The organism is Caballeronia sp. LjRoot31, assembly GCF_964253885.1.
Lineage (GTDB): Bacteria > Pseudomonadota > Gammaproteobacteria > Burkholderiales > Burkholderiaceae > Caballeronia.
Genome location: NZ_CAXURX020000002.1, coordinates 107,998 through 122,360, shown reverse-complemented (window position 1 = coordinate 122,360; position 14,363 = coordinate 107,998). Strand labels below are relative to the sequence as shown.

Below are 14,363 nucleotides of genomic sequence, written 5' to 3'. Positions count from 1 at the left end.
TAAAGCGCCGAGTCGCGTCTAGCGTTTTCCCGGACATTCCTATGTCTTATATAAGACATATGATACGGTTGACTTTGCCTTGATCGAATCCTACACTCCTTGGCGAGCAAGGGTTTGCGGGATGCTGCGTGTGTCATGCGGCGCACCCGGTGCGTCGGCCGGCCTAGCGCTGGTCACCAGAACGCCCTGCCGCTCACCGCCTCAAGCCGAACGGCTTTCGTGTTCGCTGCCGCTGCCAGTGCCCCGCTCTTGCAACGCCCGCGCGCCCTCGAAAACGCGACGCATGAGGTGTTGCGCGGCGCTGAACCAGCAGGATCCAGCGCAAATCCCCATGCTCGCAGAGCCAGATTCCCAGCACGAGGGTTGGGCTGCGATTGCCGGCATGCTACCGGAAAGACAATGACAATCTCGCTTCAGGCGCGGCGCCATTGGATTTTCGGGGCGGCCCGCGCAGTTCGATTCACATGCTTCATCAACGCTTCGCGTAACGCGCCTAAAATGGCGTTTTCCCCTAGCGTTTCACGCACCGTTCAGGAGTGTTCTCAATGGCTAAGTCCGCAAAGCGCGTTGCCGTCACCGGCGCCGCAGGTCAAATCGGTTACTCGCTGCTGTTCCGCATCGCCAATGGCGACCTGCTAGGCAAGGATCAGCCGGTCATCCTTCAGTTGCTCGACCTGCCGCAGGCGCAAGGCGCCGTCAAGGGCGTTGTCATGGAACTGGAAGACTGCGCGTTCCCGTTGCTGGCCGGCGTGGTCGTCACCGACGACCCGAAGGTCGCGTTCAAGGACGCCGACGTCGCGTTGCTGGTCGGCGCCCGTCCCCGTTCGAAGGGCATGGAGCGCAAGGACCTGCTGTCCGCTAACGCCGAAATCTTCACGGTGCAAGGCAAGGCGCTCAATGAAGTGGCAAGCCGCGACATCAAGGTGCTCGTGGTCGGCAACCCGGCCAACACGAACGCGTATATCGCGATGAAGTCGGCGCCGGATCTGCCGAAGAAGAATTTCACCGCCATGCTGCGTCTGGACCACAACCGCGCGCTGTCGCAACTGGCATCGAAGTCGGGCAAGCCGGTTGCTGCTATCGAAAAGCTGGCTGTGTGGGGCAATCACTCGCCGACCATGTACCCGGATTTCCGTTTCGCTACGGTGGAAGGCGAGTCGCTGACCAAGCTGATCAGTGACGACGAATGGAACCGCAACACGTTTATCCCGACCGTCGGCAAGCGCGGCGCGGCGATCATCGAAGCGCGTGGTTTGTCGTCGGCGGCGTCGGCGGCCAACGCGGCTATCGACCACGTGCGTGACTGGGTGCTGGGCACGAACGGCAAGTGGGTCACCATGGGCATTCCGTCTGATGGTTCGTATGAAATCCCGGAAGACATCATCTACGGTGTCCCCGTGACGTGCGAAAACGGCGAATACAAGCGTGTTGAAGGCCTGGAAATCGACGCGTTCTCGCGCGAGAAAATGACCGGCACGCTGAACGAATTGCTCGAAGAGCGTGAAGGCGTTGCGCATCTGCTGGGCAAGTAAGCGGGTCTGGCAGTCTTTGCGTTTCACGCGAGCGCCTGGCCACAGGGCCGGCGCTCGCTGCTGATTCGAGTGCGTTTGGCATCTGGCGTCTGATGGCGCCTTGAATAACGTCCGAACCCACCCGAATCCGCCGTTTCCACCCTCTTTACAAGCAACCCGACGCCGACGATGCGCGCTCTCACCCCCGCCGAAGTCCTGTTTGAAGGCGACGTTCCACCCGCCGTGATGCCCCCCTGCGATCACTATGCAGGAAGCGAAAAGCTGATCCGGAAATCGCTCGCGTTGCAGGCGCAACTCGGCCCGGTGTTCGACGTCACGCTCGACTGCGAGGACGGCGCGCAAGTCGGTCAGGAAGCGTCGCACGCCGAGTTGGTGGCATCGTTTCTCGGCAGCGAGGACGACCGCTTCGGTCGCGTCGGCGTGCGTATTCACGACTTCCAGAACCGCGCATGGCGCGACGACGTGCGCATCATCCTGCGCGCCGCCAAAAAAGCGCCCGCCTATATCACGCTGCCCAAGATTCGCAGCGTCTTCGATGCCGTCGAGATGGTCGCGTTCATCGAAGCGTCGCGGTGTGAGCTTGGGATCAAGCAAGCCATCCCCTGCCAGTTGCTGATCGAAACGCATGGCGCGCTGGCCGAAGTCTTCGAACTCGCGGCGCTTCCGGGCGTCGAAGCGCTGAGCTTCGGGCTGATGGACTTTGTGTCGGCGCATAACGGCGCGATCCCCGACACTGCAATGCGCTCGCCCGGCCAGTTCGATCATCCGCTCGTGCGGCGCGCGAAACTCGAGATCGCGGCGGCTTGCCACGCGCATGGCAAAGTGGCGTCGCATAACGTCTCCACCGAAGTGCGCGACATGAGCGTGGTCGCGGGCGACGCCCAGCGCGCCCGCAACGAGTTTGGCTACACGCGCATGTGGAGCATTCACCCGGATCAGATCCGGCCGATCGTCGATGCCTTCCTGCCGCGGCAAGATGAGATTGCGACCGCCACGGCGATTTTGCTCGCCGCGCAAAACGCGCAGTGGGGACCGACGCGGTATCAGGACACGCTGCACGATCGTGCGAGTTATCGGTATTACTGGTCGGTGCTGCGCCGCGCGAAAGCGTCGGCACAGGCGCTGCCCGAAGGCGCGGAGACGCTTTTTTCACAAGACAAGTAACGCGTTCTACATATCAGGAGACTGGGTCGAATGAGCGATACGTTAGAGAAAGAAGCACCCGCCACCGGCGGCTTCAAACCGAAGAAATCGGTTGCGCTGTCGGGCGTGACAGCGGGGAACACCGCGCTGTGCACCGTCGGCAAGACGGGCAATGACTTGCATTATCGTGGCTATGACATCCTCGATATTGCCGGGACGTCCGAGTTCGAGGAGATCGCTTATCTGCTCGTGCATGGCAAGCTGCCGACCGTCGCTGAACTCAAGACCTACAAGGCCAAGCTCAAGGGTTTGCGCGGCTTGCCCGCGAACCTGAAAGCCGCGCTGGAATGGATCCCCGCATCCGCTCATCCTATGGATGTGATGCGCACCGGCGTCTCCGTGCTTGGCACCGTGCTGCCCGAGAAGGAAGACCACAATATCTCCGGCGCCAAGGATATTGCCGACCGCCTGATGGCCTCGCTCGGCTCGATTCTGCTGTACTGGTACCACTATTCTCATAACGGCCGGCGCATTGAAACCGAGACCGATGACGATTCCATCGGCGGGCACTTCCTGCATTTGCTGCATGGTGTTCCGCCGTCGAAGTCATGGGTCGATGCGATGCATGCGTCATTGATCTTGTACGCCGAGCACGAGTTCAATGCATCGACGTTCACTTGTCGCGTGATTGCCGGCACGGGCTCGGACATGTACTCGGCCATTACCGGCGGCATTGGCGCGTTGCGAGGTCCGAAGCATGGCGGCGCGAATGAAGCCGCTTTCGACATTCAATCGCGCTATCAGACGCCCGATGAAGCGGAGGCCGATATCCGTCGCCGCGTGGACGCGAAGGAAGTCGTGATCGGCTTCGGTCATCCGGTGTACACGATCTCCGATCCGCGCAACAAGGTGATCAAGGAAATCGCGAAAAAGCTGGCGAAGGAAGCCGGCGATACGAAGCTCTACGACATCGCCGAGCGCCTGGAAACAACGATGTGGGACGCGAAGAAAATGTTCCCGAACCTGGACTGGTTCAGCGCGGTGTCGTATCACGCGATGGGCGTGCCCACGGCCATGTTCACGCCGCTGTTCGTGATCTCGCGGACCTCGGGCTGGAGCGCTCACATCATTGAACAACGTATCGACAACAAGATCATCCGGCCGAGTGCAAATTACACCGGTCCCGAAAATCTGAAGTTCCAATCTATAAATAAGCGAAAATAGCGCGCTGCGTGCGCCGGATAGCCCGAATCGGCGCGCGTGCTTTCGCAAAACGGGCCAATGCAGCCGGTCATTTCACCCCGCGAACTGGCGCTGCAAAGACCCCGATTGAACATTTAAACGAAATTTAGAAAGGCTGTCATTGATGAATAAACTCCTGATCGCTAGCGTTGTCGGCGCCCTGTCCCTCTCGGGCATGCTCGCCACCACGAGCGCGCTGGCCGCAGACGCCACGACGACCACCACCACGGCCAAGAAGGCAGTCGCAAAACGCCCGGCGCCGGCACGCCGCCTGATCAAGCGTAAACCCGCCACAGAAGCTAAAGCTGCGGCAAAAGTGGACTCGATCCCGGAAGGTTCGACGAAATGGTCGTGCAATGAAGGCCTGGCCTTCTACCTGAAAGGCGACATGAAGCGTGACCAGGTCATTACCGTGAACTGGGCGAAGAAAGACTATCAATTGCCGCGTGAAAACACCACGACCGGCGCAGACCGCTTCCACGATGCAGCAACGGGCATGGACCTCGTCGTGATCCCGAGCAAGGCCATGTTGTTCTCGGACAAGGACTCGTCGCGTCTCGCCGACGAATGCAAGACGGATGAAATGGCTGCAGCAGGCACGCCGGCTCCGACGCAATCCAACGCACTGATCAAGAACGTCAAGTAAGTTTTTACCAGAGGTTTTTCGATGTCCGCACCGATTTCCAACGTCCGGCCCGAGCCGGATCGAGTATTAGTCGATATCGTCGACTACGTTCTCAACTTTCAAGTCGACAGCACGCTCGCGCTCGACACGGCGCGCAACTGCCTGATCGACACGCTCGGCTGCGGACTCGAAGCACTCACCTATCCTGCCTGCACCAAGCTGATGGGACCCATCGTGCCCGGCACGATTGTCCCCAACGGCGCCAAGGTGCCCGGCACCTCTTTCCAGCTCGACCCGGTTCAGGCTGCGTTCAACATTGGCGCGATGATCCGCTGGCTCGACTTCAACGACACATGGCTCGCTGCCGAATGGGGCCATCCGTCGGACAATCTCGGCGGCATCCTGGCCACGGCCGACTGGCTTTCGCGTAACGCGGTGGCTACCGGCAAGAAGCCGCTGTCGATGAAAGACGTTTTGATCGCGATGGTCAAGGCGCATGAAATTCAAGGCTGTATCGCGCTGGAGAATTCGTTCAACAAGGTTGGGCTTGATCACGTTTTATTGGTGAAGCTCGCTTCAACGGCAGTAGTCGGCCAGATGATCGGCCTCACGCGCGATGAGTTGATCAATGCGGTTTCGTTGGCCTTTGTAGATGGTCATTCGCTGCGCACGTATCGGCATGCGCCGAATACGGGTTCGCGCAAGTCGTGGGCCGCCGGCGATGCGACCTCTCGCGCCGTGCGTCTTGCGCTGATCGCGAAGACGGGCGAGATGGGTTATCCGTCGGTTCTGACCGCTAAAACATGGGGTTTTTACGATGTGCTCTTCAAGGGCAACGAGTTCAAGTTCCAGCGTCCATACGGCTCGTACGTGATGGAGAACGTACTGTTCAAGATCTCGTTCCCGGCTGAATTCCACTCGCAAACGGCGGTGGAAGCGGCGATGACGCTGCACGCCAAGCTCGCGGAAACCGGCAAAAAAGTTGAAGACATCAAGAAGATCACGATCCGCACGCACGAAGCGGCGATTCGTATCATCGATAAAAAGGGTCCGCTCGATAACCCCGCCGATCGCGATCACTGCATTCAATACATGATCGCCGTGCCGTTGATCCACGGTCGCCTGACCGCTTCGGATTACGAAGACGGCATAGCGAAGGATCAACGCATCGACACGTTGCGCGCGAAGATGGAATGCGTGGAAGACCCGCAATTCACGAAGGATTATCACGATCCGGAGAAGCGTTCGATCGCTAACGCGCTGACGGTCGAGTTTAATGACGGCAGCAAATTCGACGAGGTCGTCGTCGAATATCCGATCGGACACAAGCGTCGCCGGGAAGACGGCATCCCCCTTCTGGTCGAGAAGTTCAGGACCAATCTCGCACGGCGTTTCCCAGCCAAGCAGCAAGAGGCGATCCTCGCGGTATCGCTGGATCAGGCAACGCTCGAAGCAATGCCGGTCAATGAATATGTAGATTTGTACGTGATTTAGTCAGGATTCTTCACCCGCTTTTAGATCAAACGTTTCGAAGGTATTTCCTCGTTTAAACCAAGGGAAAAAAAACATGGCCCACAATCTCCACAAAACGCTCAAGGAATTCGACAGCGGTTCCGGCAAAGGCAAGTACTACTCGTTGCCCGCACTCGGAAAGGCGCTGAACGTCAAGATCGAACGCCTGCCGGTGTCGATCCGCATCGTGCTGGAATCGGTGCTGCGCAACTACGACGGCAAGAAGATCGGCGAAGAACACATCAAGCAACTGGCGAACTGGAAGCCGGTCGCGGATCGTACCGATGAAATCCCGTTCGTCGTCTCGCGCGTCGTGCTGCAGGATTTCACCGGCGTGCCGCTGCTCGCCGACATCGCCGCGATGCGTGGCGTCGCGAAACGCGCGGGCAAGGACCCGAAGGCTATCGAGCCGCTCGTGCCGGTCGATCTGGTGGTCGATCACTCGGTGCAGATCGATTACTTCCGTCAGAAAGACGCGCTCGACCTGAACATGAAGCTGGAATTCCAGCGCAATAACGAGCGCTACCAGTTCATGAAGTGGGGCATGCAAGCCTTCGATACGTTCAAGGTCGTGCCGCCGGGCGTGGGTATCGTCCACCAGGTGAACCTGGAATATCTGGCGCGTGGCGTGCACAAGAAGACGGTCGACGGCGACACCGTGTATTACCCGGATACGCTCGTCGGCACGGACAGCCACACGACGATGATCAATGGTATCGGCGTGGTGGGCTGGGGCGTGGGCGGTATTGAAGCGGAAGCCGGCATGCTCGGCCAGCCGGTGTATTTCCTGACGCCGGATGTGGTCGGCGTCGAGCTGAAGGGCAAGATTCGCGAAGGCGTGACGGCAACCGATCTGGTGCTGACGGTTACCGAAATGCTGCGTAAAGAGAAGGTTGTCGGCAAGTTCGTCGAGTTCTTCGGCGAAGGCACGAAGTCGCTGTCGCTGCCGGATCGCGCGACCATCGGCAACATGGCCCCGGAATACGGCGCAACCATGGGCTTCTTCCCCGTCGATGAAAAGACCATCGACTACTTCAAGGGCACGGGTCGTACCGAAGCCGAAATCGAAGCATTCGAGGCTTATTTCAAGGCGCAAAACCTGTTCGGCGTGCCGAAGGCCGGCGACATCGACTACACGAAGACCGTCACGCTCGACCTCGGCACGGTGGCGCCGTCGCTGGCAGGTCCGAAGCGTCCGCAGGACCGTATCGAAATCGGTAACGTGAAATCGAACTTCACCGAACTGTTCTCGAAGGCTGTCAGCGACAACGGTTTCGGCAAGAAAGCCGCCGATCTCGGCAAGCAATACACGACCACGAACAAGGTCGATGTGAAGAATGGCGACATCCTGATCGCCGCTATTACGTCGTGCACGAACACGTCGAACCCGAGCGTGCTGCTTGCCGCTGGCTTGCTCGCGAAGAAGGCCGTGGAAGCTGGTTTGACGGTCGCTCCGCACATCAAGACGTCGCTGGCGCCGGGATCGCGGATCGTCACCGAGTACCTGACGAAGACCAACCTGCTGACGTACCTCGACCAGCTTGGCTTCACGCTGGCCGCTTACGGCTGCACGACGTGTATTGGTAACGCAGGCGACCTGACGCCGGAACTGAACGACGCGATCACGAAGAACGATATCGTCGCTGCTGCCGTGCTGTCCGGTAACCGTAACTTCGAAGCGCGTATTCACCCGAACATCCGTGCGAACTTCCTGGCATCGCCGCCGCTGGTCGTGGCTTACGCCATCGCCGGGAACATGACGGTCGACTTGATGACGGAACCGGTCGGCAAGGGCAAGAACGGCAAGGACATTTTCCTCGGCGACATCTGGCCGACGAGCGAAGAAGTCAACGCACTGCTCAAGTACGCACTCGACGCCGATGCGTTCCGCAAGAACTACGCCGAACTCACGAAGACCGGCGACTTGTGGAGCAAGATCGAAGGCGAAGCGGGTCAGGTTTATGACTGGCCGAAGTCGACGTACATCGCCGAGCCGCCGTTCTTCGGCAAGGACTTCTCGATGACGCCGGCCGACAGCATTCCTGAAGTAAAGGGCGCGCGTCCGTTGGGCATTTTTGGTGACTCGGTCACGACCGATCACATCAGCCCGGCTGGTTCGATCAAGGAAAGCTCACCCGCAGGCGTGTGGCTGAAGGCGAACGGCGTGCAGAAGGCCGATTTCAACAGCTACGGCTCGCGTCGCGGCAACCACGACGTCATGATGCGCGGCACCTTCGCCAACGTGCGGATCAAGAACCTGATGATCCCGCTGAAGGAAGACGGTTCGCGCGTGGAAGGCGGCGTGACGATATTCCAGCCGAGCGGCGAAGAAATGTCGATCTATGACGCAGCCATGAAGTACATCGACGAAGGCACGCCGACTATCGTGTTTGCCGGCGAAGAGTACGGCACGGGTTCATCGCGCGACTGGGCCGCGAAGGGTACGCAATTGCTCGGCGTGAAGCTGGTCGTGGCGCGTAGTTTCGAGCGGATTCACCGTTCGAACCTGGTTGGTATGGGCGTGTTGCCGCTGCAGTTCAAGGGGTCGGACAGCGTGCAGTCGCTCAATATCACGGGCGAAGAAACGTTCGATCTGGAAGGGCTTACGTCCGATATCAAGCCGCAACAGGAAGTGACGCTCGTGATCCATCGCAAGGATGGCAGCGCGCAGCGCGTGACGGTGCTGCTGCGTATCGATACGCCGATTGAAGTGGATTATTACAAGCACGGCGGGATCCTGCCGTTCGTGCTGCGCTCGCTGCTGGCAGCGTAAGTATTTGGTATTTGTTGCAGGTGACCGCGCCCTTTTGAGATCAGGGCGCGGGAACGTTGAACCCGGCTTCGGCCGGGTTTTTTTTCGGCTGGATTTTGCGCAGAATACCTGATAGCAATGATTGCATTTATCGCTTTGAGTGCTATCATTGATAACATTCAATGGGAGGCATTGCAATGGCAAATTTATTGGTTCGCGGGATAGATGAAGCGCTGGTCCAAAGCCTGCGCGAACGCGCGGCTGCGCATGGCCGAAGCGCCGAAGCCGAGCATCGGGAAATTCTTGCTCAGGCGCTTAGCCGCCCCAAAAAACGCAGTCTGGCAGAAGTGTTAGCCAGTATGCCCAACGTCGGAGAAGACGCAGATTTCGAGCGGATTCAAGATACGGGTGGGGCGCCACGTGTATTTGATTGATACCAACGTTATTAGCGAAATTCGAAAAGGCACCAACGGCAACAAAGGCGTGCGGAAGTTTATTAAACAGAGGATCAAAGACGAGTCCCCGCTGCACTTGTCAGCCATCACAATGGGCGAACTACGGCGTGGAACTGAAGCGGTAAGGCATCGAGGTGACGCTCCGCAGGCTGCGATGCTCGAAGCGTGGATAGGGACAATATTGGACGATTATGCGATGGACGTCATCCCGATCGATGACGACGTCGCTCAACTCTGGGGCCGCTTGCGGGTCCCGAACTCTGAAAACGCAATAGATAAACTAATCGCCGCCACCGCTCTGATGCATGATCTTACGGTCGTGACGCGGAACATCAAAGACTTCGAGAAAACGGGCGTCAAACTACTTAACCCGTTTGAGTAACCCACTGAATGGCGCGGCTTCGCCGCGCCATAACCTGAGTTACCGCGCCTCACTCACAAACTTCGTCACCAAATACGCTTCCATCGCTTCGCTGCCGCCTTCCGAGCCATAACCCGAATCCTTCACGCCGCCGAACGGCGTCTCGGGAATTCCCAGTCCGTGGTGGTTGATCGACACCATACCGCTTTCGATGTCCTCACCCACCGCCGCCGACGTCGCGCTCGAGCGCGTGTACGCATACGCAGCCAGACCATACGGCAAGCGGTTCGCCTCCGCGATAGCTTCGTCGTAAGACTTGAAAGTCGAAATCGGTGCGATCGGGCCGAACGGTTCTTCCGTCATGATGCGAGCCGACATCGGCACATTCGCGAGCACCGTCGGCGCGAAGAAATAGCCTTCACGGCCAATTCGCTCGCCGCCCGTCAGCACCTTGGCGCCTTGCTCAACAGCATCGGCGACCAGACGTTCCATCGCCTGAAGGCGGCGGCCGTTGGCAAGCGCGCCCATTTGCACGCCTTCTTCCAGGCCGTTGCCGACCTTGAGTTTCTTCGCCGTCGCGACGAAATGCTCCGTGAACTCCTCATAAGCGGATTCTTCGACGATAAACCGCGTCGGCGAAATGCACACCTGACCGGCATTGCGGAACTTGGCGCCGGCCAGGAGTTTCGCGGCGCGCGGAATGTCGGCATCGGCGAAAACCAGCGCGGGCGCGTGGCCGCCGAGTTCCATCGTGGCGCGTTTCATGTGCTCGCCGGCCATCGCGGCCAGCAATTTGCCGACTGCCGTCGATCCCGTGAACGAGATCTTGCGGATCAGCGGATGCGCGATCAGGAACTTCGAAACGTCAGCGGGAACGCCGAACACGAGGTTCAGCACGCCAGCGGGCAACCCTGCATCGATGTAAGCCTGAACCAGCGCCGCGCAGCTTGCCGGCGTTTCTTCCGGTCCTTTCAGGACCACCGAGCACCCTGCCGCGAGCGCTGCCGACACCTTGCGCACAGCCTGATTGATCGGGAAATTCCACGGCGTGAAGGCGGCAACCGGGCCGACCGGCTCCCGCGTCACGATCTGGCGCACATTGCCGGCACGCGCCGGGATCACGCGGCCGTAGGTCCGGCGTGCTTCTTCAGCGAACCAGTCGATGGTGTCCGCTGCGCCCAGCACTTCAATGCGCGATTCGACCAGCGGCTTGCCCTGCTCCATGGTCATGATCGCGGCCACTTCCTCGGCGCGGTCGCGCAGGTTTTGCGCGGCACGGCGCATCAGCTTGCTGCGCTCGAATGCCGATATCTTGCGCCAGGCCGCAAAACCGCGTCCGGCGGCCTCGGCGGCGTCGGCGAGATGCTGTTCGCCGGCCAGCGAGAGACGGCCGATTTCCGCTTCCGTCGCCGGATTGACGACGGCGGTGTCGCGGCTGCCCGCGCGCCATGCACCGTCGATGTACAACTGCGTGTTCGGATAATGACGCGATAAAGTGCTGTCGCTCATGCTTGGCTCCTGATGGTCGTGGTTATCGGGGAAACTGCCGCCGGGGTCTGTTCAACATTCCAACATTCTCAACATCCGAAACCCGGCGAATTAACCATTTATGGTAACGCGATCAGGCGGGTTTTGCTCGCGGCGGTGAATGGGGGCGTCGCCACGGGCCGCTGCGAGCGGCTTTGCCCTTAAACTGACCACTACGACTGGCGGCAACGATCAGGGATTCCGCTCCGCCGCCGTTCGCAAACGCACCGCCCAGGCCCGAGCCAGACAAACCCAACGGAATTCACCCAATAAACCCCTAGTGCTCACGAAAAAACTCACGTCCGCGCCGGAACTCCAGCGCTTCGCCCGTACGCTCATCAGTTGCCTGCTCAGCTACTACGTCGCAAAACTCGCGACGCTCCCCGAGCTTTACTGGGCGGTTATCACCACCCTGGTTGTCGTCACGCAGCCCAGCCTCAACCAGGCGTTGAACACCGGCCGCGACCAGATCATTGGGGCGGTGATCGGTGGAGTGGTCGGCGTGGTCGGTTTGTTCGCCATCCTGCGGGGCGCCCAGCCGCTTATCGTGTTCGCCATCGCGCTCTTGCCGCTCGCAGCGCTAGCTGCCTGGCGTCCAACCCTCCGGCTCGCCTGCGTCACGCTCGTCGTCGTTGTGCTGATTCCGGCAAGCGGTCTGGGCTCGCCGTACGAACGGCCGATCGACCGTGTGCTTGAAATCCTGATCGGCGCGGGCGCGGCGCTTCTCGTCGCGTTCCTGATGCCGAACCGCGCGATCAATGCAGCCCACGATCGCGCGAGTGACATCGTCCTCGCGTTGGGCGAACTGATCACGCTGACTCTGCGCAAGCCCGATGACGCGAACGAAGCCGAGCGCCTGCATCGGCAATCTGCGGCTGCGGAGCAGGCACTCGATGACGCCATCACCGAAGCCGGCCGCGAGCACATCATCGTGCCGGTGAAGCGCACGCGCGGGAACGTGATCGACAAGGTCGCGCCCATGCTGACCCGGTTGCATCGCGACGCGCTGTTTCTGGGTCAGGCTTTCACCGGCGATCCACAACTTGCGGGCCGACTGAGCGCAATCAACCGCGACGCGCTGAAAGTGACCGCCGATGCATTCGCCGAATTGTCGAAAACATTAGCTGCCGCGCTCGATGCCGATCAAAGCCATCAGGACGATAACGTCCGGCTTGCGCGTGCGTCGTTCGAGAGGCTTAGAACGGCATCGAACAACGCATGTGAATCGATGGAAAAGAACACTGTCCTGCCCTTCGTGCTGAACCTGCTGGTGCAGGATTTTGGGGATCTGATCGCGACAGTCGAGGTGCTGGATAAACGCGAGTAGAAAAAGAGCGGCCGCCGCCCATAGGCGGTCGTCAGGCAACGCACACACGCCGCTCGAAGACGCTGCGCCATCTGGCCGCCATCTCGCGGCCATCTTTACGCCACCGTGGTTGCCTATGATGTGTATCGAACGCCAAGACGATCTCGGTCCTCTTCTATCCGTGCTTCAACGGGAGTTTGACTCATGAACGACAAGCCTCAACAGCCGGACACTACTGACGATGAGCCGGCCACGCTCTTCGAACGCGTGACGCGCCGCTCTTTTTTGACACGCGTCGGTGCCGCGGGTGTCGCAATGGGCACCGGCCAACTTCATTCTCTTGCGCTCGCGGATTCCGACGATGCAAGCCAGAACGCTGCGCCAAGCGGCGTCGTGCCAACGGACAATGACAGCGTTCATGTGCGATTGAACGTCAATGGCACGCTCCATGAACTGGATATCGATCCGCGAACCACGCTGCTCGATTGCGTGCGCGAACATCTCCGCCTGACCGGCACCAAGAAGGGTTGCGACCACGGCCAATGCGGCGCGTGCACGGTCCATGTGGACGGCAGGCGCGTGAATTCGTGCCTGAGCCTTGCGGTCACTCACGAAGGCGAAGCGATCACAACTATCGAAGGCATTGGACGGCCAGGCAACCTGCATCCGATGCAAGCAGCCTTTGTCGAACATGACGGCTTTCAATGCGGCTACTGTACGTCAGGGCAGATCATGTCCGCCGTCGCCTTGCTTAAAGAACCCTACGGTCACAGCGACGAGGACATCAAAGAGGCAATGAGCGGCAATATCTGCCGCTGCGGCGCCTATTCGAACATCGTCTCCGCGATCCAGCAAGTTCGCCAGAAAGCCTAAACGGAGCGAACGAATGGAACACTTTCAGCTCAAGCGCGCGGCCGATGTCGAACAGGCGCTGAACATGGCAATGGCGCAGACCAGCGCAGTCAACCCTCCAGGCACGCCATCGACACGCTTCCTGGCCGGAGGCACGACACTGCTCGACTTGATGAAGCTCGACGTAGAGCGCCCAACGCAAGTCATTGACATCCACCGCCTGCCGCTCGATAAGGTCGAAACACTCGACGGCGGCGTCACGATAGGCGCGATGGTTCGCAATGCCGATCTCGCGAATCATCCGCTGATCAAGACGCATTATCCCGTGTTGTCCCAAGCGCTGCTTTCGGGCGCCTCGGCGCAGTTGCGCAACATGGCGACGACCGGCGGCAACCTGCTGCAACGGACGCGCTGCATCTACTTCCGCGATACGAATACACCCTGCAACAAGCGCGAACCGGGCAGCGGCTGCTCCGCAATCGAGGGCTTCAACCGCAATCTCGCCATCCTGGGGACGAGCGACCACTGCATCGCAACCAATCCGTCGGACATGAATGTCGCGATGACGGCGCTCGAGGCGACCGTCCACACCGAGAGTCCGGAGGCCAGGCGAAGCATCGCCATTGACGACTTTTTCCTGTTGCCCGGCACTACGCCTGAACGCGAAACATCGCTCAATGCCGGCGAGCTGATCATCCACGTGACGCTGCCCGCGCCAATGCCCGGTAGTCGCAGCGTCTATCTGAAACTGCGTGACCGTGCATCGTATGAGTTCGCGTTGGCATCGGCTGCAGTTGTCCTGACTGTATCGTCGGGCAGGATCGACCACGTCAGGATCGCGCTGGGCGGCGTGGGCGTTAAGCCGTGGCGTTCGCACGAGGCGGAAGCGGCGCTTCTCGGACGCGCGCCCGATGCCCCTGCGTTTCGTGCGGCAGCCGAAGCCGCACTTCAGTCAGCCCGCCCGCAAAGCCAGAACGGCTTCAAGGTCGAGTTGGCGAAGCGCTGCATTCAGCACGCACTCACGCTTGCCACCCAGACTGCCTGACTCGATGTTCG

Annotated in this window: 12 protein-coding genes; 11 read left to right on the top strand and 1 reads right to left on the bottom strand. The window is 60.0% G+C overall.

The window, feature by feature from the left end; all coding sequences use genetic code 11:
• Nucleotides 1-545: 545 nt before the first annotated feature.
• The 8 genes from ACSQ8V_RS18970 (at nucleotide 546) to ACSQ8V_RS18935 (ending at nucleotide 9,643) form a co-directional block, all read left to right on the top strand.
• Nucleotides 546-1,532, top strand: a complete 987-nt coding sequence (locus ACSQ8V_RS18970; protein WP_213766688.1) for a malate dehydrogenase — start codon at nucleotides 546-548, stop codon at nucleotides 1,530-1,532.
• Nucleotides 1,533-1,700: 168 nt separating this feature from the next.
• Nucleotides 1,701-2,696, top strand: coding sequence for an HpcH/HpaI aldolase/citrate lyase family protein (locus ACSQ8V_RS18965; protein ID WP_436206748.1), 996 nt, complete (start codon nucleotides 1,701-1,703; stop codon nucleotides 2,694-2,696).
• A gap of 30 nt (nucleotides 2,697-2,726) precedes the next feature.
• Complete coding sequence (gene prpC / locus ACSQ8V_RS18960) at nucleotides 2,727-3,899, top strand: bifunctional 2-methylcitrate synthase/citrate synthase (protein WP_436206747.1); 1,173 nt, start codon at nucleotides 2,727-2,729, stop codon at nucleotides 3,897-3,899.
• Between the two features lie 142 nt (nucleotides 3,900-4,041).
• Nucleotides 4,042-4,563 carry a hypothetical protein gene (locus ACSQ8V_RS18955; RefSeq protein WP_436206746.1) on the top strand — a complete coding sequence of 174 codons (522 nt, stop codon included), beginning with the start codon at nucleotides 4,042-4,044 and terminating at the stop codon, nucleotides 4,561-4,563.
• Between the two features lie 21 nt (nucleotides 4,564-4,584).
• Nucleotides 4,585-6,036 (top strand): bifunctional 2-methylcitrate dehydratase/aconitate hydratase, encoded by a 1,452-nt coding sequence (locus ACSQ8V_RS18950; protein WP_436206745.1) that lies wholly within the window; start codon nucleotides 4,585-4,587, stop codon nucleotides 6,034-6,036.
• Nucleotides 6,037-6,109: 73 nt separating this feature from the next.
• On the top strand, nucleotides 6,110-8,827 hold the full coding sequence (gene acnA / locus ACSQ8V_RS18945; RefSeq protein ID WP_436206744.1) for an aconitate hydratase AcnA: 2,718 nt from the start codon (nucleotides 6,110-6,112) through the stop codon (nucleotides 8,825-8,827).
• A gap of 176 nt (nucleotides 8,828-9,003) precedes the next feature.
• Nucleotides 9,004-9,240: a FitA-like ribbon-helix-helix domain-containing protein gene (locus tag ACSQ8V_RS18940; protein ID WP_165102037.1), complete on the top strand. Its 237-nt coding sequence runs from the start codon at nucleotides 9,004-9,006 to the stop codon at nucleotides 9,238-9,240.
• Nucleotides 9,227-9,643 carry a type II toxin-antitoxin system VapC family toxin gene (locus ACSQ8V_RS18935; RefSeq protein ID WP_436206743.1) on the top strand — a complete coding sequence of 139 codons (417 nt, stop codon included), beginning with the start codon at nucleotides 9,227-9,229 and terminating at the stop codon, nucleotides 9,641-9,643. Before ACSQ8V_RS18940 ends, ACSQ8V_RS18935 begins: the two co-directional genes overlap by 14 nt.
• Nucleotides 9,644-9,682: 39 nt before the next feature.
• Here ACSQ8V_RS18935 and ACSQ8V_RS18930 read toward each other — a convergent pair whose 3' ends face one another.
• Nucleotides 9,683-11,131, bottom strand: coding sequence for an NAD-dependent succinate-semialdehyde dehydrogenase (locus tag ACSQ8V_RS18930; protein WP_436206742.1), 1,449 nt, complete (start codon nucleotides 11,129-11,131; stop codon nucleotides 9,683-9,685).
• A gap of 298 nt (nucleotides 11,132-11,429) precedes the next feature.
• Between ACSQ8V_RS18930 and ACSQ8V_RS18925 the strand changes: the two genes are divergently transcribed.
• The 3 genes from ACSQ8V_RS18925 to ACSQ8V_RS18915 all read left to right on the top strand — a co-directional run bounded on the left by ACSQ8V_RS18925 (nucleotide 11,430) and on the right by ACSQ8V_RS18915 (nucleotide 14,352).
• On the top strand, nucleotides 11,430-12,476 hold the full coding sequence (locus tag ACSQ8V_RS18925) for an FUSC family protein (protein WP_436206741.1): 1,047 nt from the start codon (nucleotides 11,430-11,432) through the stop codon (nucleotides 12,474-12,476).
• 183 nt (nucleotides 12,477-12,659) lie between these two features.
• Entirely contained in the window at nucleotides 12,660-13,328 is a 669-nt protein-coding gene (locus ACSQ8V_RS18920; protein ID WP_436206740.1) for a 2Fe-2S iron-sulfur cluster-binding protein, read from the top strand.
• 13 nt (nucleotides 13,329-13,341) lie between these two features.
• Complete coding sequence (locus ACSQ8V_RS18915; RefSeq protein ID WP_436206739.1) at nucleotides 13,342-14,352, top strand: FAD binding domain-containing protein; 1,011 nt, start codon at nucleotides 13,342-13,344, stop codon at nucleotides 14,350-14,352.
• Nucleotides 14,353-14,363: the final 11 nt, after the last annotated feature.

Coding starts and splice junctions, on each gene's coding strand:
- ACSQ8V_RS18970 (WP_213766688.1), top strand. CDS start 546: ATGGCTAAGTCCGCAAAGCGCGTTGCCGTCACCGGCGCCGCAGGTCAA.
- ACSQ8V_RS18920 (WP_436206740.1), top strand. CDS start 12,660: ATGAACGACAAGCCTCAACAGCCGGACACTACTGACGATGAGCCGGCC.
- ACSQ8V_RS18930 (WP_436206742.1), bottom strand. CDS start 11,131: ATGAGCGACAGCACTTTATCGCGTCATTATCCGAACACGCAGTTGTAC.
- ACSQ8V_RS18940 (WP_165102037.1), top strand. CDS start 9,004: ATGGCAAATTTATTGGTTCGCGGGATAGATGAAGCGCTGGTCCAAAGC.
- prpC (WP_436206747.1), top strand. CDS start 2,727: ATGAGCGATACGTTAGAGAAAGAAGCACCCGCCACCGGCGGCTTCAAA.
- ACSQ8V_RS18915 (WP_436206739.1), top strand. CDS start 13,342: ATGGAACACTTTCAGCTCAAGCGCGCGGCCGATGTCGAACAGGCGCTG.
- ACSQ8V_RS18955 (WP_436206746.1), top strand. CDS start 4,042: ATGAATAAACTCCTGATCGCTAGCGTTGTCGGCGCCCTGTCCCTCTCG.
- ACSQ8V_RS18950 (WP_436206745.1), top strand. CDS start 4,585: ATGTCCGCACCGATTTCCAACGTCCGGCCCGAGCCGGATCGAGTATTA.
- acnA (WP_436206744.1), top strand. CDS start 6,110: ATGGCCCACAATCTCCACAAAACGCTCAAGGAATTCGACAGCGGTTCC.
- ACSQ8V_RS18965 (WP_436206748.1), top strand. CDS start 1,701: ATGCGCGCTCTCACCCCCGCCGAAGTCCTGTTTGAAGGCGACGTTCCA.